The sequence below is a fragment of the Pseudoalteromonas sp. SG41-2 genome (genome assembly GCF_014164535.1).
GTDB lineage: Bacteria > Pseudomonadota > Gammaproteobacteria > Enterobacterales > Alteromonadaceae > Pseudoalteromonas > Pseudoalteromonas rhizosphaerae.
This window is the reverse complement of sequence record NZ_JACJFK010000002.1, coordinates 61,697-81,301: the sequence shown is the minus strand read 5'-3', so window position 1 is coordinate 81,301 and position 19,605 is coordinate 61,697. Positions and strand designations below refer to the sequence as shown.

The following is a 19,605-nucleotide window of genomic DNA, read 5'->3' as shown; positions in this document are numbered from 1 at the left end:
CCTATTAAGCACAGGTAATATTTGCAAACTTACGTTTGCCAACTTGATAAATAGCTGTGCTGCCTTTTGCAATTTCAAGCTTAGTATCAGTGACCTTTTCTTCGCCATTGATTTTAACTGCGCCTTGTTTGATCATTCGCATAGCTTCTGACGTACTCGCAACTAAGCCTGCTTCTTTAAGCAAATTAGTAATAAATACGGTATCTTCATCAATCGTTACTGTCATATCTGGGATATCATCCGGTAACGCATTTTTTTGAAAACGTTTAATAAAATCTTCATGCGCACCAACAGCTGCTGCATCGCTGTGAAAACGAGCAATCATTTCTTTTGCTAAATCGATTTTAATATCACGCGGATTAGTACCTTGTGCAACCTTTTCTTTAAGCGCAGCAATTTCGTCAATTGATAAGCTACTTAGCAAATCATAATAACGCCACATCAGCTCATCACTAATAGACATGATCTTACCAAACATATCGTTAGGAGCATCAGTAATACCAATGTAGTTACCTAATGACTTAGACATTTTTTGCACACCGTCGGTGCCCTCAAGTAAAGGCATCATTAATACGGTTTGTGGCTTTTGGCCTTCGTCTTTTTGTAGCTCTCGACCCATTAATAGATTAAAGCGTTGATCAGTACCACCGAGCTCAACATCAGCTTCAAGCGCAACTGAATCCCAACCTTGCACTAATGGATACAAAAACTCATGAATCGCAATTGATTGTCCGCCAGCATAACGCTTTTTAAAATCATCACGTTCTAGCATACGAGCAACAGTTTGACGTGCTGCTAGCTTGATCATCCCTGCAGCGCCTAAATTCTCCATCCAAGTTGAATTAAAAGCAACCGTGGTTTTAGCCGGATCCAGAATTTTAAATACTTGTTCTTTATATGTTTCAGCATTTGCCAATACATCTTCACGGGTTAGTGGCTTACGAGTTACATTTTTACCCGTTGGGTCACCAATCATACCGGTGAAATCACCAATTAAGAAAATCACTTCATGACCTAAGTCTTGGAAGGTTTTCATTTTATTAATTAGCACAGTGTGACCTAAGTGTAAGTCAGGTGCAGTTGGATCAAAACCAGCTTTGATCTTTAGCTTTTTACCAGACTTTAGCTTTTCGACTAACTCGTCTTCAATTAATATTTCTTCAGCACCGCGTTTTATCTCTGCTAGAGCGGTTTGTAAGTCCACTATGTATTACTCCAAAAAATTCAGTCAATCTGGTGATTCTAGCGTAAATCCGCGCCAGTTTAAATCTACAAAACACTGGTATTAACGCTTTATTAAGTATATCCTGCAATATTAGTGATTAATTATCTTGACAGCAGGAAAAGGCACGTTATGGTTCGCGTTGTGCACACTCTCCCAAAAAAACACAAATTGCTTATTCTAGGCTTGGTTTCTGCTATTGCTGCTTTAACACTCATTCCTTCAGAAAAAGCCACCGCCTCTAAAGACAATAGCGCTGATGCGCTAGAAATTGGCAAGCGCTACGAATTACAAATTAAAGTTGATGATAACGAAAAATTAACTGAATTAAATTCGCAAGAAGATGCAGCAAAATTCCCAGAATACAATCTAGTCGATTTTGAAGTAAAGAACGGTGACAATTTAGCACTTATTTTCAAACGCGCCGGCTTTTCAGCGCAAACCGTTCATAAACTGCTTAATACCAATGCAGAAACACGTAAACTTAGTAAAATTCACCCTGGTGAAACATTAAGCTTTGCTACCGCCGAAGATGGTTCTTTGGCACAGTTACGTTATGTGATTTCAAAAACAGATACCCTATTCGTTACATTAAATGAAGAAGGTAACTACGATACGTCTATTGATAGTAAAGAAATTGAAACATTAACTAAATCAACAGGCGGAGAAATTACCAACAGCTTTTGGACCTCAGGTATTGCTGCTGGTTTAAGTGAACGGCAAATAATGAACTTTGCTGACATATTCGGTTGGGATGTGGATTTTGCCAATGATATCCGTAAAGGCGATCAATTTGGTTTAATCTATGAATCGCATTATGTTGATGGCGAGTTTATTGGCACAGGTAAAATTATAGCTGCTGAGTTTATTAACCAAGGTCAACGTTACGCGGCTATTCGTCACAGCGATGGTACTTTTTACACGCCTGAAGGGCGTAGTATGAAAAAAGCATTTTTACGTGCACCGGTTAACTTTAAATATATAAGCTCAAGCTTTAATCCGCGTCGCTTACACCCTGTAACAGGACAAGTAAGAGCACACCGTGGGATTGACTACGCAGCTCGTACTGGAACGCCAGTAGTTGCCTCTGGTAATGGTAAAGTAATTAAAGCCGGATACAGTAAGTATAATGGTAACTATATATTTATTAGTCACGGCACACAGTACGTCACTAAATACCTACACCTTAACAAGAAACTAGTTAAAACTGGTCAAAAAGTTAAGCAAGGTCAACAAATTGGTACTGTCGGCTCCACAGGTCGTGTAACAGGCGCACACTTACACTACGAGTTTTTAGTTAACGGCGTTCACCGTAACCCTAAAACGGTTAAGTTACCGAAGTCAGAGCCACTGCCTCGCGACGAGCTTGCTAAGTTTAAACCAATCGCAGATAACTTCTTAGCGCAGCTAGAGCGCAACCGAGAGCTACAGTTAGCGCTTAAGTAAAGCGGTCAGCGAAAAATATAAGCCGTTGTTATGTAAATAGCAACGGCTTTTTGTTGAACTGTTTGATGTGATGCGCTCCGGTTGTATTCGCAAATTAATGTTGCAATAGAACTTGCATGTGCTGCCTCATATCTACTTTTATAGTTTTGAAAGTTAAGCAAACGTCACCTGATAAACGGCGATGAGCGAAAATTGAATATTTTTATTGATTGAAATTTAGCCATGCGATTATTAATATTGCAATTTTCTCCGATAACATTAGTGACCGCCGTTTTGGTGTGCTAAAAACCACCAAAATGGGACAAATAGATTGTTACGTTTCAGAATGAGCATTGAAGATATAAACAAAAAAGCCAAATCATTAATAGATGAAACTTGGAAAGATAACTCCAAGTGGCATCAAAACTTTGATGAGGCAAAAAGCATTCTTGAGCAAGTCTTACATAACCATACTGATGATGAGCTAACTCTCATAAACTATGGAACTGTTCTATGTGATATGGGCAAACATCAAGAAGCGGCTGAATATTTTAAAAAAGCAATAGATCAAGGCAGTAATAACAAACATGCATTTTACAATTTAGGTGTAGCGCTTATGAATTGTTCAACTGACGAAAATGCAATGTTCTACATGAAAAAAGCAAAATCAAAACAAGCTTGTGCTCTAACCTGGGAGGCTTACTTTGATCCAATGGGGCACTAATAACTTAACAAGATGGGTTTATTATCCATACAAAGCGTTTAAACATCGTTCAGACCATGTGGCCTTCACGGGAAACCCAAAGCTGCGTGACTGTTGTGGGATCGCAGAGTAACGAGCATAGATAAATATTCAAAGATTGATATCTACCGTTACAATTTTTTCGTTGTGTTTCGCGGTGCTCAACCCAACCTACACAGTCCATTTAAACACGAGCTTATCACTTACAACTTAAAGCTTACCGCTCCTAGACCTTAAAACTGGCAGCTACGCTCTACCTCACCAACACATAAATCAATTGCACAACCAATGAAATCATCACTAATGGCCAAATGTATTTGGCGTATTTAGTCGCACCATCTAGGCCCATTTTAGACTGATACTTTTCAAGTAGTGGCACAAGAATGATTAATGCAACAAACAGTGAAATTAAAATCACGAAGATATTCATACCATTCCTATTTAATAAAATATCTATCGAGTATACCTAGGGTCTGTTTATCTTTCGAGGTTAAATTTGCAGCTGCGCGTTTGGTTTTTAGGCAAGGCAGAGCCTATGTAGTGTGGTTATTCCCCATAAATAGGAGATAACTCGGCATAAATGCCAAACACGCGCTGCCCGAAGGGTTCTGCCTAGGGGCGATTAACTCTTTGTTGCTCGATTTTTACTTAGCCCACTAGGTTACAAATCTCGCGCCGTGATTAAATCGCCCCTAGTTTGAACAAATTTTAACCCTGAAAGGTCAACAGACCCTAAGCGCAAAAAAAAAGCGCAGTAAATACTGCGCAGTCGGTTGGAAGTAAAAGTTACCTCACCATACTCAGCTCGCTGGGTATAGTTTAATGATTTATTTAACCTACCAGTGCTAACAAGATACCTGCAGCCACAGCACTACCCAGTACTCCCGCAACATTTGGTCCCATTGCATGCATTAATAAGAAATTATGCGGATTATTCTCCAGACCCACTTTATTAACTACGCGTGCAGCCATTGGCACAGCTGATACACCAGCCGCGCCGATGAGTGGATTGATTGGTGATTTAGAGAACTTGTTCATACCTTTTGCCATAAATACACCTGAAGCTGTACCAATTGCAAAAGCCAAGGCGCCGAGTACCAAAATACCAATTGTTTCTACGGTTAAAAACTTATCTGCAGCAAGCTTAGAGCCTACAGCTAAACCAAGGAAAATAGTGGTGATATTTATGATCTCGTTTTGTGCACTATTACTTAAACGGTCAACCACACCAGACTCTCGCATCAAGTTTCCTAAACAGAACATGCCTACCAGTGGCGTTGCTGCAGGTAAAAACAAAATCGTTAAACTCAATACCATTAACGGAAAAATAATTTTTTCCTTTTTTGATACGGTGCGTAACTGTGGCATTTGAATTTTACGTTCTTCTGGTGTGGTTAAAGCCCGCATAATTGGCGGCTGAATAATTGGCACCAACGCCATATATGAGTATGCAGCTACGGCGATAGCACCCAATAAATCAGGAGCAAGTTTTGAGGCTAAGAAGATTGCCGTCGGGCCATCTGCACCACCTATAATCGCAATTGCTGACGCATCTTGTAAAGAAAACTCAAAACCTGGTACATAGTTTAGTAAAATTGCGCCAAACAAGGTTGCAAAAATACCAAACTGAGCTGCAGCACCTAGCAATAACATACGAGGATTAGCTATCAAGGCACTAAAATCAGTGAGTGCACCAACACCCATAAATATTAATAATGGGAATACACCGGTATCAATCCCAATATGATAAACGTAATACAGCAAACCACCGGGGTCTGATAAGCCCGCTACGGGGATATTTGTTAATATTGCCCCAAAGCCAATTGGTAATAATAATAACGGCTCAAAGTTGCGCGCAATTGCCAGATACAACAATAAACACCCTACTGCGATCATAATAAGCGCAGGAAATGTAAAATTAGCAATACCTGTTGCTTGCCAGAGGTTTAATAATGCTTCCATCCTCTGAGCTCCTAAGCTAGTGCTATCATAGCGTCACCCGTTGCCACTGAATCACCTTCAGCAACAAGAATTTCAGCAATAGTACCGGTGTGGGTTGCACGAATTTCAGTTTCCATTTTCATCGCTTCCATGATGATCACTACATCGCCTTCATTTACCGTTTGACCCGCTTTCACCTTGATTTTAAAGATGTTACCAGCAAGTGGAGCGTTAAGTGTTTCGCCGGAAGCAACTGACGCCGATTGTGGAATATGCTCACTATCTTTAAGTGTTACTTCTTTAAGCTCACCGCCTTGTGCAACCACTACATCATAAACTTTACCATCTACTTTTACGCTGTACTGCTCTGCTTTTACTGTGTTGCTGTTACTTTTTTTATTGCTAACTGGTTGTTCTTTATTAGCAGATTCAGCACTTGGCACAGCTTCGAATGCATCTGGGTTATTACGATTCTTAATGAATTTCAACCCAATTTGTGGGAATAATGCATACGTTAACACGTCATCAATCTGCTCATCCGCTAAGCTTAAACCTTGCTCTTGTGCTTCTTTTAATAGCTCAGCTTGGAGTATTTCTAGTTCTGGTTGCAATAAATCAGCTGGGCGGCAAGTAATGACTTCTGCGCCATTAAGTACGCGCTCTTGTAACTCTTTATTCATCGGCGCAGGAGTTACGCCATACTCACCTTTTAGCACTCCGGCAGTTTCTTTGGTGATAGTTTTATAACGCTCGCCCGTCAATACGTTTAATACTGCTTGTGTACCAACAATTTGTGATGTTGGTGTAACTAACGGTAAATAACCTAAGTCTTCACGTACACGTGGGATCTCAAGTAATACTTCATTCAATTTATCCGCAGCACCTTGCTCTTTAAGCTGGTTTTCCATATTAGTTAACATGCCACCAGGCACTTGCGCTAATAAAATACGGCCATCAACACCTTTTAAGCTGCCTTCAAACGCGGCATATTTTTTACGAACATCACGGAAATAAGCAGCAATCTCTTCGAGTTGATTTAAATCCAGCTCAGTATCACGTTCAGTACCTTCAACAATCGATACAATCGTTTCAGTTGCGCTGTGCCCGTAAGTCATACTCATTGATGAAATTGCGGTATCAAGCATATCAATACCAGCATCAATCGCTTTTTGGTAAGTAGCAGTACTTAAACCTGTTGTGGCATGACACTGCATTGCAATTGGGATAGAGACTGTTTCTTTTAACGCTTTGATTAACTCTTCTGCATCGTATGGTTTAAGCAAACCGGCCATGTCTTTAATACAAATTGAATGACAGCCTAACTCTTCAAGCTGCTTGGCAAGCGTTAACCACATATCAAGTGTATGAACCGGGCTTACTGTGTACGAAATTGTACCTTGTGCATGTGCGCCAACTTTAATTGCAGCTTTAATAGCCGTTTCAAGATTACGAACATCGTTCATCGCATCAAAAATACGAAACACATCAACACCATTTTTGTGCGCTCGCTCTACAAATTTTTCAACAACATCATCGGCATAATGACGATAGCCTAAAAGGTTTTGACCACGTAATAACATTTGCTGTTTAGTATTTGGCATAGCTTTTTTAAGAGCACGAATACGCTCCCAAGGATCTTCACCCAAATAACGAATGCATGAATCAAAAGTAGCCCCACCCCATGATTCGATCGACCAATAACCTGCATCATCTAATTTTTGTGCAATCGGTAGCATGTCATCCAAACGCATACGCGTTGCTAATAATGATTGATGCGCGTCCCTAAGTACTAATTCTGTTAATTTTAATTTAGCCACAAGTAACTCCTTATAGTTTTTGTTTATTTTTGTATTGAGCTATGGCTGCACTTATCGCAGCGATGTGTTCACTTGATACACCTGATGCTTTGATTGACGGTGTACGCGTTGGCGTTGTTGCAACCGGCTGTTCAAAACGACTCGCTAATTTAGACATAATGGTAATTGCTGAAATCAACAACGAAAGAAAAACGAAAACGCCCACCATCCCGGTGATCATTAAGTTTGCTGCTGTAGCAAGTAACTGACCTATATCCATCCTGCTCCCCCCTGATTATTTCCACCCAGCCCCGCTAGGTAAAAAATCACTTTATTTAAATAATTATGCAACAATCATAACAAAGAAAAAGACCAAGTCCAACACTTTGTAAATTGGTAAAACCAATTAATACAAAGCTAACATATGCTCAGCAAAGTTAACACTCTACATTTTGCTATAATTTCATAGGATATAGATGATAAAAATACTGAATATAGCTATAACTTATAAGTAAAAGCTTATCCGCAGCTGGAAAACCTACCGACTGAACGACTGAACAACCGCTTGATTAAATACAAAATGGCTCAAAAATGAAATTGGTCTTACCAAAAAACGACTTAAATATTGATTTTTAGAGCGTCGAGTATAAGTTACAGATAAAGCTGTAAATAATTCCCACCTAATTTATGAAGAGAAATGAAATAAACCCCTATGACATTGATAATAAAGGATTTAAATACATGGCATGTAACTAGCATTATTTACTCCGAACAAATTTACAAACCAAGGAGACGACAATGTTACGCTGGACAATTACATTTCTAGTTATTGCACTTATTGCTGCAGTGTTAGGTTTTGGTGGTATCGCAGGTGCCGCAGCAGGAATTGCTAAGATTATCTTTTTTATCTTTATTGTATTGTTAGTTATTTCACTCGTTTCAGGTGCATTGCGCGGCAATGTCCCTAAGTGATAACAATTTATTTTAAATAACAACACATTTATTATTTTTACAAGGAATTACATTATGAAATCGACAACTATTAAAACCGCTGTGATCGCTTTATTCGCTAGTTTTTTTATCATGGGTTGTGAAGACAATCATGCAGAAGAGGCCGGTGAGCGCATCGATGAAGCTGTTACCGACGTACAAAACAAAGTAGAAGACGCCTGTGAAGAAGTAAAAGAAGGCGTTAACGCTAAAGAGACTAACTGTTAATAAATATATTCAAGATTAAAAAGCGGCTTCCGAAGCCGCTTTTTTATTTAAGCTACTGTTTAAAAACAATCTTTTTATCTACCCTGCCGTATTTCATTCGTTTTACATTTCAAACTTTTCAAAATTTTATATTTTGACGCTTTAAATTATTTGTATGTCCCAACTTAATGACTATCTTTAAAAAGCTAAGAGGAAGCATCTGCAATGTGCTTCCTGTTGTATTTAGCCTAATTATTATAAATATTTGGGAGATTACAATGTTAAAAAGTAGAATTTCATCTGCAGTGAAATATGCACTTAGTGCAGGGGTTGTCTCAACCGCACTCATCTATTCACCACTTTCCACAGCACAAGAAACTGAAGTCGACAAAGACGTCGAAGTTATTTCTGTTACAGGTAGCCGTATTCGCCAACCAGGAGCTGTTTCCGCTAGTCCTATCATTTCCATTGGAGAAAAAGAACTTGGTTTTCAACAAGAACCTGAAGTTGAACAAATATTAAGAAACTTACCAGCAACAGTACCTGGTGATGGTAGTAACGTTAATAATGGTTCTGGCGGTGCAGCTACAATAAACTTACGCGGTCTTGGTGCTCAACGCTCATTAGTATTAATGAATGGCCGTCGTATGATCCCATATAACTATAATGGTGCCGTAGATAGTTCAACCATCCCCAGTGCATTAATTGAACGAATTGATATTGTTACCGGTGGAGCATCTGCCGTTTATGGTTCTGATGCAATAGCGGGCGCTGTCAACATAGTGCTAAAAGATGATTTCCAAGGGGTGGTTTTTGACGCCAAACATTCAGAAACTGGCGATGGTGACGGTGATAAAGACAGCTTCAGTATTACTCTGGGTTCTAATCTTGAAGATGACAAAGGTAATGTAGTGTTATCGCTAGGTTGGACACAACGAGATCAAATTTTATTAGGTGATAGACCATTAGGCCTGCTAGGAATTGAAACTAAAACGGGTGCTAACTATGAACAATTCTTAAATGGCGAGCCGCCAATCCCAGCTCCTGATGCATGTAGTGGTCCAAACTCCGTCGAAAGTGGTGGATCTACCACCGCTTTTCCTACTCGATTTACAATTGTTGGTGCTGGCGGTAATGGTAGTGGCCAATTCAGAAATGATGGCACATTAGCCGCTACTGAGTGTAGTGTATTCAACTTCAACCCATACAACTTCTATCAAACACCATCTGAACGCTATTCAGCAACAGCTATTGGTAATTACTACCTGACAGATGATCACCAAGTTTATTCATCTGTGAACTTTACTAATACCAGTGTTGATACCCAAGTAGCTCCTTCTGGTACTTTTGGATCTGTGTTCAATTTACCATTAGCCAATCCATTAATAGGCGATCAAGCAAGGCAATTTATGATCGATGGCGCTACGGCTGCTTTAGGTGAAGGAAGTTTAGATACATCTAATTGGCAAGACATAAATGGCAATGGTATTGTTGATGAAGCTGACTACCTGTCAGTTCAACTTAGAAGACGTACATTAGAGCTTGGCGCTCGAACAGAACGATTTGACAGCACTCAATTTCAAATGGTGACTGGGGTTACAGGTTACTTTTTAGATGATTGGCAATATGATGCAAGCTATCAATATGGTGAATCTAACCGAACAACTGTTCGTGGTGGTTACACCAACTTAACTAACATTCAAAACGCGCTTGATACTACAGATGGCGTTACTTGTAAAAATGGTGATTCTAGTTGTGTTCCTATCAACTTATTTGGTGGTTTTGGTTCAATCACCGAAGAAATGGCAGGTTATGCACAAGCAATTGCATTGCAACAACAAAAATACAGCCAAGAAGTTTTCACTGCTAGTGTAAATGGCTCATTCGACTTTATTGAAATTCCGGGCGCTGGCGCACCACTGGCAATGAGTTTTGGCTATGAAAAGCGTAAAGAAAAAGGCTTATTTGAGCCTGACGAATGTTTAAAGCTTGCTCCAGCAAGCTGCCAAGGTGGTGCTGGCGGTAATCAACTTCCAATCTCTGGCGGTTTCTCCGTTGATGAGTTATTTATGGAAGGGTACTTGCCGGTATTAGATGGGTTACCAGGTGCTGAAACGCTTGATGTTGAGTTTGGTTTTCGTTGGGCTGATTATGATACAGTTGGTAGCAATGAAACCTGGAAGTTAGGCTTTAATTGGCGTCCAGTCAGCGATATTTTAGTCCGCGTCATGCAACAACAAGCTACTCGTGCACCTAATGTTGGTGAGATTGCATCCCCTGTAGTCACAGGATTAGATAATGCTCAAAGTGACCCGTGTTCAGTAGCTAATGCAGGTAATATTGATGAAACATTAAAACAGCTTTGTATATCAACTGGAATGACTGAAGCGCAAGTTGGTAATGTGCAAAATGTTATTTCAGGGCAAGTACAAGTTATTAGCGGTAGTGATCCTCTGAATCCTCCGGGGGCCGAAGAAGCAGACACATTTACAGCAGGTATTGTGTGGACGCCTGAGTTTGATGCGCTTGAAAACTTTACAATCACATTAGATTACTATGATATTGATATTAGTAATATTATTGGCAACTTTTCTGCTCAAGAAATTCTTGATGCTTGTTATGTACTTGGCGATACCAATGAGTGTGCAAAAATAAATAGAATTGGTGGTGATTTAACAATTGCTGGAGCTGGTATAGAACAGTTCACCACTAACTTGAAAAGCCAACGTGCTGAAGGTATCGAACTTGGTTTTAACTTTGCTGTACTAATGGACGAAATGGGCGAATTGCAATTTTCAGGTAATATCAATAAATATCTAACACAGGAGTCACAAAGCTCAGACACAGCTAGAATAATCGATTGTAAAGGTTACTTCAGTACCAGTTGTGACCCTGTATCAGAGCTTCGTTGGGTGCAACGTACTAGCTGGGTATGGGAAGATTTAACAATGTCATTACAATGGCGTCATATAGATGGCGTTGAAGTAGAGCCGATTGAAGCCCCGAATGTTTTTGAAGATTTTAGAAGCATTGACAGCTACGACTACTTTGATTTATTTGCTAGTTATTACGCAACAGAAAACATTGTAGTTAATTTCGGTATAGATAATATTTTTGAAAAAGAACCACCTGTCGTTGGTGGTGAAGCTGGCGATACCAGCTCTAACTCAGGTAATACATTCCCAAGTAACTATGATGTACTTGGCCGCAAATTTAAAATGGGCATTAAAGTCCAATTTTAAATAAATCCTTTCAGTTGCATTAACATGCACCGCACTTTATGCGGTGCATGTTTATAATTTATTACAATGGCTATGCTCTCGCTTCTAGCATTAGTCGCTTCATGTCACGTACTGCTTTATCTAATCCATCAATGGCTGCGCGCGCTATAATTGCGTGACCAATGTTTAATTCGTAAATTTCTTTCATAGCAGCAATCGGTTTCACGTTATGATAATGAAGACCGTGGCCGGCGTTTACTATCAAACCCAAACTTGCTGCATACTTTACGCCTTGATGAATATGCTCAAGTTGTTTTTGTATCTCGGTATCAGTTTGCGCATCCGCATAAGCGCCAGTATGAATTTCAACATAAGGGGCATTACAGGCTTTAGCTGCATCTAGTTGTGCTTTGTCTGCATCGATAAATAATGATACTTTAATACCGGCGTCAGTTAATTTTGCTGTCGCGGCTTTAATCTTATCTAGATTACCAACAACGTCTAAACCGCCTTCGGTGGTCAACTCTTCGCGTTTTTCTGGTACTAAGCAAACATAAGCTGGCTTAACATCTAAAGCAATATCAATCATTTCATCTGTAACCGCTATTTCAAGGTTCATTCGTGTTTGGATTGTTTTAGCCATCACATACACGTCACGATCTTGAATGTGACGACGGTCTTCACGTAAATGAATAGTGATCCCATCAGCGCCAGCATGCTCAGCAACACTCGCAGCATGTGCTGGATCTGGGTAATTTGTACCCCGAGCTTGGCGTAAGGTAGCAATATGATCAACGTTTATACCCAAAAGAATATCTTTCATTTTTTTACCTGTAAAAATAACGGTTAAAAATACCGTATTAAGATTGTTGGTGAATACCCAAACTATTTGGATATAAACAGCTCGCGACTTTTTAATGGTTTTTTGCCTAATAAAGGCTTCATTAAATGACGACTTAATTGTTTTGCCATATATAACACATCCGGCGCACTAAAGTCATGAGCTGCAATTGCATTTAACTGCGCGCCAGAAAAGCCACTGCCTTGATTTTCTTGGGCAACAAAGCCGTATTCAGCAAAGTAACTATACGTTTGCTCTGCCGAAATTGGATCGCCTGCGGCATCAAAACTAAAGTCAACGCCATAGCCTAATAATTCTAATAGTTGAAATTCATAAGAACGTAATACAGCTTGTAAATTAGGGTGCTGGTTAAGCTGTTGTAGGTGAGTTTTATACAATTGATAGGCATGATCAATCGGTTCATTAATTGGTACAATGCGGTTGGTTAGTTCATTGAGGTAAAACCCACAATAAAGCTGATCCCCAACTAGTGTGGATTGCGTGCCATGTAGTTCAAATCGTTGGATATATTTCAGGTCGTGTTTACCGGTATAATTTACCAGTAAGGCTTGGAAGGGTTGTAACTGAGCTTTGTATTTTGTTGCTTGGCGACCGCTAATTCGCGCCAGCATGCGCAACTGGCCAACGCCTTCTACTAACATATCAAGCATTACTTGTGAGTCACTAAAAGGACGTCGGTGTAATAAATATGCCGTGTAGAAGTCGCTATCCATAAATATCGCTTAGGCTATTAATCTTCACCATAGCCTAAACTGCGAAGTGCTCTCTCGTCGTCAGCCCAACCTGATTTAACCTTCACCCAAAGTTCTAAAAACACTTTATTATCAAGCATTTCTTCGAGATCTTTACGGGCTTCGCGGCCAATCACTTTAAGCTTTTCGCCTTTATTACCAATAACCATACGTTTTTGCGTTTCACGCTCAACTAAAATCAAGCCATTGATATGCCAAATGCCATTTTCTTGCCATTTAAATTGCTCAATTTCAACGGTAACTGAGTAAGGAAGCTCCTCACCCATAAAGCGCATCAACTTTTCACGGATCACTTCGGCTGCCATAAAGCGCATAGAACGATCTGTTACGTAATCTTCAGGGAAGTAAAATTCACACGGTGGTAAACGCTTAGTTACTTCATCTTTGATCAGGTTGATATTTTTACCTTGAGTCGCAGATACTGGCATAATGCCAACAAAATCAAACTTTTCGCCTAACCACTTCATATGCGGTAGCACAAGGTCACGGTCTTTTACTTGATCAATTTTGTTCATCACAAGTAATACCGGTTTGCCATTTTGCTTTACTTTGTTAAGCACCATTTCATCGTCAGCATTCCAATGAGTACCTTCAACAACAAAAATAACTAGCTCAACATCACCTAATGAACTTGAAGCAGCACGGTTCATTAAACGGTTAATGGCACGCTTTTCTTCAACATGCAGGCCTGGTGTATCAACATACACGGCTTGGTGCTTACCTACAGTATGAATACCCATAATACGGTGGCGTGTGGTTTGCGGTTTACGCGAGGTAATACTTACTTTTTGCTCAATAATTTCATTAAGCAAGGTAGATTTACCAACGTTTGGGCGGCCAACAATAGCGACCATGCCACAAAAAGTATCTAAATCACGCGTGTGCGGTTGGATCAATGTATCAAGATTCATTTTTAAGTATCTTCAACGCTTTTTCAGCGGCTTTTTGTTCAGCTTTACGACGAGAACTGCCAACTGAGATGATGCTATCCATACCTTCAACAATACATTCAACCGTGAACGTTTGATTGTGTGCCTGACCTTTAGTATCAACTACAGTATAGCCTGGCAAAGGTAATTTGCGGGCTTGTAAGTATTCTTGTAGCAATGTTTTAGGATCTTTTTGGTTTAAACCTGGCGAAATGGCATCAAGGCGAGATTCATACCACGCTAAAATCAAGTCTCCACAAACATCAATGCCAGCATCTAAAAATACCGCACCAATAATTGCTTCAACCGCATCAGCTAAAGTTGATTCACGTCTAAAACCACCACTTTTAAGCTCACCCGGCCCTAAGCGTAAGTAATCACCTAGGCCAAACTCTAAACCAAATTCAGCTAAGGTTTGTCCACGCACAAGCGTTGAACGCATGCGGCTAAGATCGCCTTCACGCGCTTTGGGGAACTTACTATATAAAGCATTGGCAATGACAAAGCTTAAAATGGAATCGCCCAAAAACTCTAAGCGTTCATTGTGTTGTCCTTTATGGCTGCGATGGGTCATCGCCTGCTCAAGCAATACTTGATCAATAAAGGTATACCCTATTTTGCTATATAACTCTGTTACATTTTTTTTCATTGTTACTGAATATTACCTAGGCGTTCAAAACGAACACCAGTTGGAACCCAGCCTGGTAAAATGTCATCTGGGCCATTCTCAAATTCAAAACTCATCCATATAAAGACAGCTTTACCCACCAAGTTTTCTTTTGGCACAAAGCCCCATACGCGACTATCTTGGCTGTTATCGCGGTTATCACCCATCATAAAATAATGATCAGCCGGCACTACCCATTCATCAGAACGTGTACCCGGTTGTTGATAGTAACGCCCTTTCATTTCCAGCGCTTCAGGGTTAATTAAAATATTATGTTTTAGCGTAGTCAAATTTTCATCTAACCGAACTAAATCCATAGAGCCTTGCTTAAATTCATCGCGATTAATGATCTCCATATCAATTTTATTAAATTCATTACACAATAAGTCACCTTGTTGTGTTTGTCCTTGTTCGCAATTTGGCTGAATGTATAAACGCTTATCACGGTAAACGATTTTATCACCCGGTAAACCAATCGCACGTTTAATATAATCGATACTTTCATCTAATGGGTATTTAAATACCACAATATCACCACGTTCTGGCTCTGCCACATCAACTAATTGAGTACGCCAAACAGGGTCTTTCACGCCATACGAATATTTCTGTACTAAGATAAAATCGCCAACTAATAGTGTCGGCATCATTGAACCTGATGGTATTTGAAACGGCTCGAATATAAACGATCTAAAAATCGTAATAGCCGCAATCATCGGAAAAATTGATTTTGCCGTTTCAGTAATCGTCGGTTCTGGCGCAATTAGTGCTGCAGTTTCTTCATCGAGCTCGCCGCCAGCAGAACTTTGCGCAAGAGCTAAGCGTTGCTGCCTTTTTGGTGCAAACATAAAATGGTCAATTAACCAAATTAAGCCTGAGCCTAAAGTTAACAACACTAAAAATATTGAAAAATAACCTGCCATGCATTAAATCCTTTATCTTACGTAATTTGGTTAAAAAACTTACTTACCAACTTTAAGAATAGCTAAAAATGCTTCTTGAGGCACTTCAACATTACCTAGTTGCTTCATACGTTTTTTACCATCTTTTTGCTTTTGAAGTAGCTTTTTCTTACGACTCACGTCGCCACCATAACACTTCGCGATTACGTTTTTACGTAACTGTTTAACAGTGGTACGGGCAATAACGTGTGCACCTATTGCCGCTTGAATCGCAATATCAAACATTTGACGAGGAATAAGCTCTTTCAATGCATCAGCTAGTTGACGACCACGCGATTGCGCACTGTCTCTGTGAACAATAATCGCAAGTGCATCAACACGCTCACCATTGATCAAAATATCAACACGTACCATGTCTGATGTTTGAAAGTGCTTAAAGTTATAATCAAGCGAGGCAAAGCCACGACTGGTTGACTTTAACTTATCGAAAAAGTCCATCACCACTTCAGCCATTGGCAGTTCATAAGTAACTGCGACTTGTTTACCGTGATAGTTCATCTTGGTTTGCATACCACGCTTTTCAATACAAAGCGTAATAACACTGCCTAAATACTCTTGTGGTACAAGAATATTAGCTTCAACAACGGGCTCACGAATTTCTAAAATATCATTTACAGCAGGTAAATCAGATGGGTTATCAATCTGAATCGTACCTTCCTTAGTTACAACTTCGTAAATTACCGTTGGTGCGGTGGTAATTAAGTCAATATCGTATTCACGCTCTAAACGCTCTTGAATGATTTCCATGTGCAACATGCCCAAGAAGCCACAGCGAAAGCCAAAGCCAAGTGCTGTTGAATTTTCTGGTTCGAAGAATAACGACGCATCATTTAAGCTTAGTTTATTAAGCGCATCACGGAATGATTCATACTCATCCGAGGCAATTGGAAACATACCGGCATAAACTTGTGGTTTAATTTTTTGAAAGCCCGGTAAGCGCTCAGGTGCTGCATTTTTTTGATGGGTAATAGTGTCACCTACTGGCGCACCATGTATTTCTTTAATACCCGCAATAACAAAACCTACTTCACCAGTTCTTAAAATACCGGTGTTGGTTTGCTTTGGTGTAAAAACACCAACCTGATCTGCAGTGTGTATATGCTCGTTCGACATAATTTTTATCTTGTCGCCCGTTCTTAATTCACCGTGCTTAATACGCACCAGCGATACTACACCTTGATACGGGTCAAACCATGAGTCGATGATAAGCGCCTGTAGCGGCTTGTCTTTATCACCCTCTGGTGGCGGTACGTCCTTAACAATCATTTCAAGAACTTCGGCAATACCCACACCTGTTTTAGCGCTACATTGCACGGCATCTAGGGCATCGATACCAATAATATCTTCAATTTCTTCGGCTACACGAAGTGGATCAGCTTGTGGTAAATCGATTTTATTTAATACCGGAATTACTTCTAAATTCATTTCGATGGCGGTGTAACAATTCGCTAGAGTTTGCGCTTCAACACCTTGACCGGCATCAACAACTAATAATGCACCTTCACACGCTGCTAGTGAACGCGATACTTCATAAGTAAAGTCAACGTGTCCAGGGGTGTCGATAAAGTTAAGTTGGTAAGTCTCACCATCGTTGGCTTTATAATTTAGAGTTACACTTTGCGCTTTAATGGTGATACCACGCTCGCGCTCAATATCCATTGAATCCAATACTTGCTTTTGCATTTCGCGGTCTGTTAAACCACCACAAACTTGGATCAAACGATCTGAAAGGGTCGATTTACCGTGGTCAATATGGGCGATGATCGAAAAATTACGGATATGCTTCATAAACTGGATTCTAAACTTCTATTTTAATGGACTGAGTGTATAAAGCCGTAATTTTACATTTAATTGGCTTCAATCACCATCTATTTGAGTTAAAGGAAGGCTAATAGGGTGAATTTTTATTACTTTAACATCATGCTTTAGGCTTTTCACTCGGCTTTTAGCGATGCCAAAGCCAGTAAAACCACCAGCTATAGCGGCAATGATTTGCAACCATTCAGGCACAGAAAAAACCTCAGCAGCCACTAACGCAAATACCAGACTTAACACCAAAGGCAACATATACACTGCAAAAGCATGCTTTACCATGTGGCTATCATCCAGTGCTAGGGTTACTTTTTGCCCAACCACAACTGGAATTTCAAATCGATAGGGGAAGGTTTTTTTAGCAGTGCCAAATAGCTTACTAAAAATTTGTGAACCACAACGGCCATTACACCCTTCACAGGCTTGCTTTTGTTGGGCTTCTAAATGCGCAGTGGCGCCTTGAATCGACACCACTGTAAGAGTTTGTTCTATCATTATCAGCTTATATTACAAGGGTCTTGCAACCGATTCAGCAATTGCTTTTGCAGTCATTGCTGGAATATTCCCCACCACTGACACATCAAAACTACCGCTATTATGCACATATACTGTCGTGGCACCGGATGACAATGCACCGCTTGGTCTGCGACCTGGTAATGGTCTTTGTACGAACACTGAAATTTCGACAAAACCATCTGAGTATAAATAATAATCCGTCAGTTCATTGTTCAAATCAAGCTTATGACGGTCTGATTTTAGTAAACTAAACCCCTCAGGTAACCAACCTATTTGCCAATTATTACTTCCTGTATTTGCTTCATTTTTGGTAATTGCCGCTGCCGGTAGTGGCGTTGGAAATTTACGATTAAGCATTTCAAGTAATAACGCAGCGGGCTCTTCGGTTACACTAATATGGGTTAACTGTAGTTGTTCTAACATCTCACCGGCATGATTAACATAAGCAGATTTTAGTAATAGTGATGACTCTGCATCAAGCCACAGCCAATAATTAAACTTATACTCGTCTTTTGATTCGATGCGCACAAGCTGCGCAGCACGCCCTGCAATACGGCCTTTACCACCGAGTACAAAATCGTAATGCTGACTTAAGCGCTCAACATCTTTAAACAACACTTCTGGGATTGGGCCTGCTATAGAATCAGTATCTATTGAATAAGGCTCAGACTGTGGCTCAAAATAAGTAACTTGATCATCGATACGAACCATCTCAAGGCCTGCGCCATTGAGTAAGCTCAAATGTTCGAGTTCTGTATTACCTTGTTTTGCATGCAACCAACGATATGGTTCCATTGACTTTCCTTTCACGACCACAAATGATGCGTCAAAGTTACGATTATGAACGGCGTCAGCCATTTTGAGCAGTAGCTCTTTTGCGGGGTTTTCGTCGTCAGCAAAAGCTGGAGCCATTAATACCAACGACAAAATAAAAGTAATTACTTTCATTTAATTAGTTTTTTTCCTCTTTGGCTTGCGCCTCAGTGTGAGCTTTTTCTAATGAATATGCAACTCGTGCTTGGCGTTGATGTTCTAATACTAACGCGCCAATACGCTGTTGCTGTAACTCACGCAAACCTTGCTCTGCATTTTGTAAAGCGGGTTCTGACGAATAGCTAACTGGTGATGCCATTCCTGTTACTGGTGTTGTTTGTAACATCGGAATTTCATTGCTAGGTGAGTTTTCACTTTGTGGCAATGTTTGTACACCAACAATTGCAAACATGGCGACACTTGCTGCAATTGCAAGTTGTGCAACTGGTTTGCGCCAGTTAAATGCCACTACATTATCGGTGCCCGTTGCAGCCAATGGTGTTGGCTGTGCCGCTGGTTGTGTGAAATCAGCATAAACTGGCTCACTTTCCAGCGCTTGCGCAACACTATCGCTTATATCAAAGACGAACGCATCTTCTGACTCAGCACGCATTACGTCACCTATTAGCGCATAACGTCCTAAGGTTGCCGCATCTTGCTGGGCAATAACCTCATCAGTTAATGATTGTTCGCCGTCAAGTAATGCGGATAAATGCTGATTATCCAACTTGTTAACGTGTGCTTTTGTCAT

General features: G+C 40.1%; 19 protein-coding genes. 5 read left to right on the top strand and 14 right to left on the bottom strand.

What is annotated here, in order from left to right; translation table 11 throughout:
- Positions 1-4: 4 nt before the first annotated feature.
- Positions 5-1,204, bottom strand: coding sequence for a tyrosine--tRNA ligase (tyrS, locus tag H5186_RS01950; RefSeq protein ID WP_145237578.1), 1,200 nt, complete (start codon positions 1,202-1,204; stop codon positions 5-7).
- A 150-nt stretch (positions 1,205-1,354) separates the two neighbouring features.
- Between tyrS and H5186_RS01945 the strand changes: the two genes are divergently transcribed.
- Positions 1,355-2,668 carry a peptidoglycan DD-metalloendopeptidase family protein gene (locus H5186_RS01945; protein WP_182717010.1) on the top strand — a complete coding sequence of 438 codons (1,314 nt, stop codon included), beginning with the start codon at positions 1,355-1,357 and terminating at the stop codon, positions 2,666-2,668.
- A 325-nt stretch (positions 2,669-2,993) separates the two neighbouring features.
- Complete coding sequence (locus H5186_RS01940) at positions 2,994-3,371, top strand: tetratricopeptide repeat protein (protein ID WP_182794064.1); 378 nt, start codon at positions 2,994-2,996, stop codon at positions 3,369-3,371.
- A gap of 271 nt (positions 3,372-3,642) precedes the next feature.
- On the opposite strand, the gene H5186_RS01935 is transcribed toward H5186_RS01940, so the two are convergent.
- The 4 genes from H5186_RS01935 to H5186_RS01920 form a co-directional block, all read right to left on the bottom strand.
- Positions 3,643-3,819 (bottom strand): hypothetical protein, encoded by a 177-nt coding sequence (locus tag H5186_RS01935; protein ID WP_167542971.1) that lies wholly within the window; start codon positions 3,817-3,819, stop codon positions 3,643-3,645.
- Positions 3,820-4,220: 401 nt separating this feature from the next.
- A complete protein-coding gene (locus tag H5186_RS01930) occupies positions 4,221-5,351 on the bottom strand; it encodes a sodium ion-translocating decarboxylase subunit beta (RefSeq protein WP_145237582.1) in 1,131 nt (376 codons plus the stop codon).
- An 11-nt stretch (positions 5,352-5,362) separates the two neighbouring features.
- Positions 5,363-7,147 carry a sodium-extruding oxaloacetate decarboxylase subunit alpha gene (gene oadA, locus H5186_RS01925; protein WP_182717008.1) on the bottom strand — a complete coding sequence of 595 codons (1,785 nt, stop codon included), beginning with the start codon at positions 7,145-7,147 and terminating at the stop codon, positions 5,363-5,365.
- 10 nt (positions 7,148-7,157) lie between these two features.
- Positions 7,158-7,406 (bottom strand): OadG family protein, encoded by a 249-nt coding sequence (locus tag H5186_RS01920; protein ID WP_182717007.1) that lies wholly within the window; start codon positions 7,404-7,406, stop codon positions 7,158-7,160.
- Between the two features lie 518 nt (positions 7,407-7,924).
- On the opposite strand from H5186_RS01920, the gene H5186_RS01915 reads away from it, so the two are divergent.
- From H5186_RS01915 to H5186_RS01905, 3 genes are all read left to right on the top strand, one after another.
- Positions 7,925-8,098 (top strand): DUF1328 family protein, encoded by a 174-nt coding sequence (locus H5186_RS01915; RefSeq protein WP_145237585.1) that lies wholly within the window; start codon positions 7,925-7,927, stop codon positions 8,096-8,098.
- A 54-nt stretch (positions 8,099-8,152) separates the two neighbouring features.
- Positions 8,153-8,344, top strand: a complete 192-nt coding sequence (locus tag H5186_RS01910) for a hypothetical protein (RefSeq protein WP_149980895.1) — start codon at positions 8,153-8,155, stop codon at positions 8,342-8,344.
- A gap of 257 nt (positions 8,345-8,601) precedes the next feature.
- Positions 8,602-11,565, top strand: a complete 2,964-nt coding sequence (locus tag H5186_RS01905; RefSeq protein WP_182717006.1) for a TonB-dependent receptor domain-containing protein — start codon at positions 8,602-8,604, stop codon at positions 11,563-11,565.
- Between the two features lie 70 nt (positions 11,566-11,635).
- Here the strand turns inward: H5186_RS01905 and pdxJ are convergent, their stop codons facing one another.
- From pdxJ to H5186_RS01860, 9 genes are all read right to left on the bottom strand, one after another.
- Complete coding sequence (pdxJ, locus tag H5186_RS01900; protein ID WP_149980896.1) at positions 11,636-12,367, bottom strand: pyridoxine 5'-phosphate synthase; 732 nt, start codon at positions 12,365-12,367, stop codon at positions 11,636-11,638.
- 62 nt (positions 12,368-12,429) lie between these two features.
- Positions 12,430-13,119: a DNA repair protein RecO gene (gene recO / locus H5186_RS01895; protein WP_145237591.1), complete on the bottom strand. Its 690-nt coding sequence runs from the start codon at positions 13,117-13,119 to the stop codon at positions 12,430-12,432.
- A 17-nt stretch (positions 13,120-13,136) separates the two neighbouring features.
- Entirely contained in the window at positions 13,137-14,069 is a 933-nt protein-coding gene (gene era / locus H5186_RS01890; protein WP_145237593.1) for a GTPase Era, read from the bottom strand.
- Positions 14,059-14,736, bottom strand: a complete 678-nt coding sequence (gene rnc, locus H5186_RS01885; RefSeq protein WP_145237595.1) for a ribonuclease III — start codon at positions 14,734-14,736, stop codon at positions 14,059-14,061. The genes era and rnc overlap by 11 nt, the downstream gene beginning before the upstream one ends.
- Before the next feature lie 2 nt (positions 14,737-14,738).
- On the bottom strand, positions 14,739-15,674 hold the full coding sequence (lepB, locus tag H5186_RS01880) for a signal peptidase I (RefSeq protein ID WP_149980897.1): 936 nt from the start codon (positions 15,672-15,674) through the stop codon (positions 14,739-14,741).
- A 39-nt stretch (positions 15,675-15,713) separates the two neighbouring features.
- Positions 15,714-17,501, bottom strand: a complete 1,788-nt coding sequence (gene lepA, locus H5186_RS01875; protein ID WP_182717004.1) for a translation elongation factor 4 — start codon at positions 17,499-17,501, stop codon at positions 15,714-15,716.
- A 69-nt stretch (positions 17,502-17,570) separates the two neighbouring features.
- Positions 17,571-18,020, bottom strand: a complete 450-nt coding sequence (locus H5186_RS01870; RefSeq protein WP_149980899.1) for a SoxR reducing system RseC family protein — start codon at positions 18,018-18,020, stop codon at positions 17,571-17,573.
- A gap of 12 nt (positions 18,021-18,032) precedes the next feature.
- On the bottom strand, positions 18,033-18,989 hold the full coding sequence (locus tag H5186_RS01865; RefSeq protein WP_149980900.1) for a MucB/RseB C-terminal domain-containing protein: 957 nt from the start codon (positions 18,987-18,989) through the stop codon (positions 18,033-18,035).
- Positions 18,990-18,993: 4 nt separating this feature from the next.
- Complete coding sequence (locus H5186_RS01860) at positions 18,994-19,605, bottom strand: sigma-E factor negative regulatory protein (protein ID WP_182761654.1); 612 nt, start codon at positions 19,603-19,605, stop codon at positions 18,994-18,996.

What these genes read in the sequence shown, in the direction of transcription:
- H5186_RS01945 (WP_182717010.1), top strand. Translation starts at nt 1,355, where the DNA reads ATGGTTCGCGTTGTGCACACTCTCCCAAAAAAACACAAATTGCTTATT.
- H5186_RS01940 (WP_182794064.1), top strand. Translation starts at nt 2,994, where the DNA reads ATGAGCATTGAAGATATAAACAAAAAAGCCAAATCATTAATAGATGAA.
- H5186_RS01935 (WP_167542971.1), bottom strand. Translation starts at nt 3,819, where the DNA reads ATGAATATCTTCGTGATTTTAATTTCACTGTTTGTTGCATTAATCATT.
- H5186_RS01930 (WP_145237582.1), bottom strand. Translation starts at nt 5,351, where the DNA reads ATGGAAGCATTATTAAACCTCTGGCAAGCAACAGGTATTGCTAATTTT.
- H5186_RS01920 (WP_182717007.1), bottom strand. Translation starts at nt 7,406, where the DNA reads ATGGATATAGGTCAGTTACTTGCTACAGCAGCAAACTTAATGATCACC.
- H5186_RS01915 (WP_145237585.1), top strand. Translation starts at nt 7,925, where the DNA reads ATGTTACGCTGGACAATTACATTTCTAGTTATTGCACTTATTGCTGCA.
- H5186_RS01910 (WP_149980895.1), top strand. Translation starts at nt 8,153, where the DNA reads ATGAAATCGACAACTATTAAAACCGCTGTGATCGCTTTATTCGCTAGT.
- H5186_RS01905 (WP_182717006.1), top strand. Translation starts at nt 8,602, where the DNA reads ATGTTAAAAAGTAGAATTTCATCTGCAGTGAAATATGCACTTAGTGCA.
- pdxJ (WP_149980896.1), bottom strand. Translation starts at nt 12,367, where the DNA reads ATGAAAGATATTCTTTTGGGTATAAACGTTGATCATATTGCTACCTTA.
- recO (WP_145237591.1), bottom strand. Translation starts at nt 13,119, where the DNA reads ATGGATAGCGACTTCTACACGGCATATTTATTACACCGACGTCCTTTT.
- era (WP_145237593.1), bottom strand. Translation starts at nt 14,069, where the DNA reads ATGAATCTTGATACATTGATCCAACCGCACACGCGTGATTTAGATACT.
- rnc (WP_145237595.1), bottom strand. Translation starts at nt 14,736, where the DNA reads ATGAAAAAAAATGTAACAGAGTTATATAGCAAAATAGGGTATACCTTT.
- lepB (WP_149980897.1), bottom strand. Translation starts at nt 15,674, where the DNA reads ATGGCAGGTTATTTTTCAATATTTTTAGTGTTGTTAACTTTAGGCTCA.
- lepA (WP_182717004.1), bottom strand. Translation starts at nt 17,501, where the DNA reads ATGAAGCATATCCGTAATTTTTCGATCATCGCCCATATTGACCACGGT.
- H5186_RS01870 (WP_149980899.1), bottom strand. Translation starts at nt 18,020, where the DNA reads ATGATAGAACAAACTCTTACAGTGGTGTCGATTCAAGGCGCCACTGCG.
- H5186_RS01865 (WP_149980900.1), bottom strand. Translation starts at nt 18,989, where the DNA reads ATGAAAGTAATTACTTTTATTTTGTCGTTGGTATTAATGGCTCCAGCT.
- H5186_RS01860 (WP_182761654.1), bottom strand. Translation starts at nt 19,605, where the DNA reads ATGACAAAAGCACACGTTAACAAGTTGGATAATCAGCATTTATCCGCA.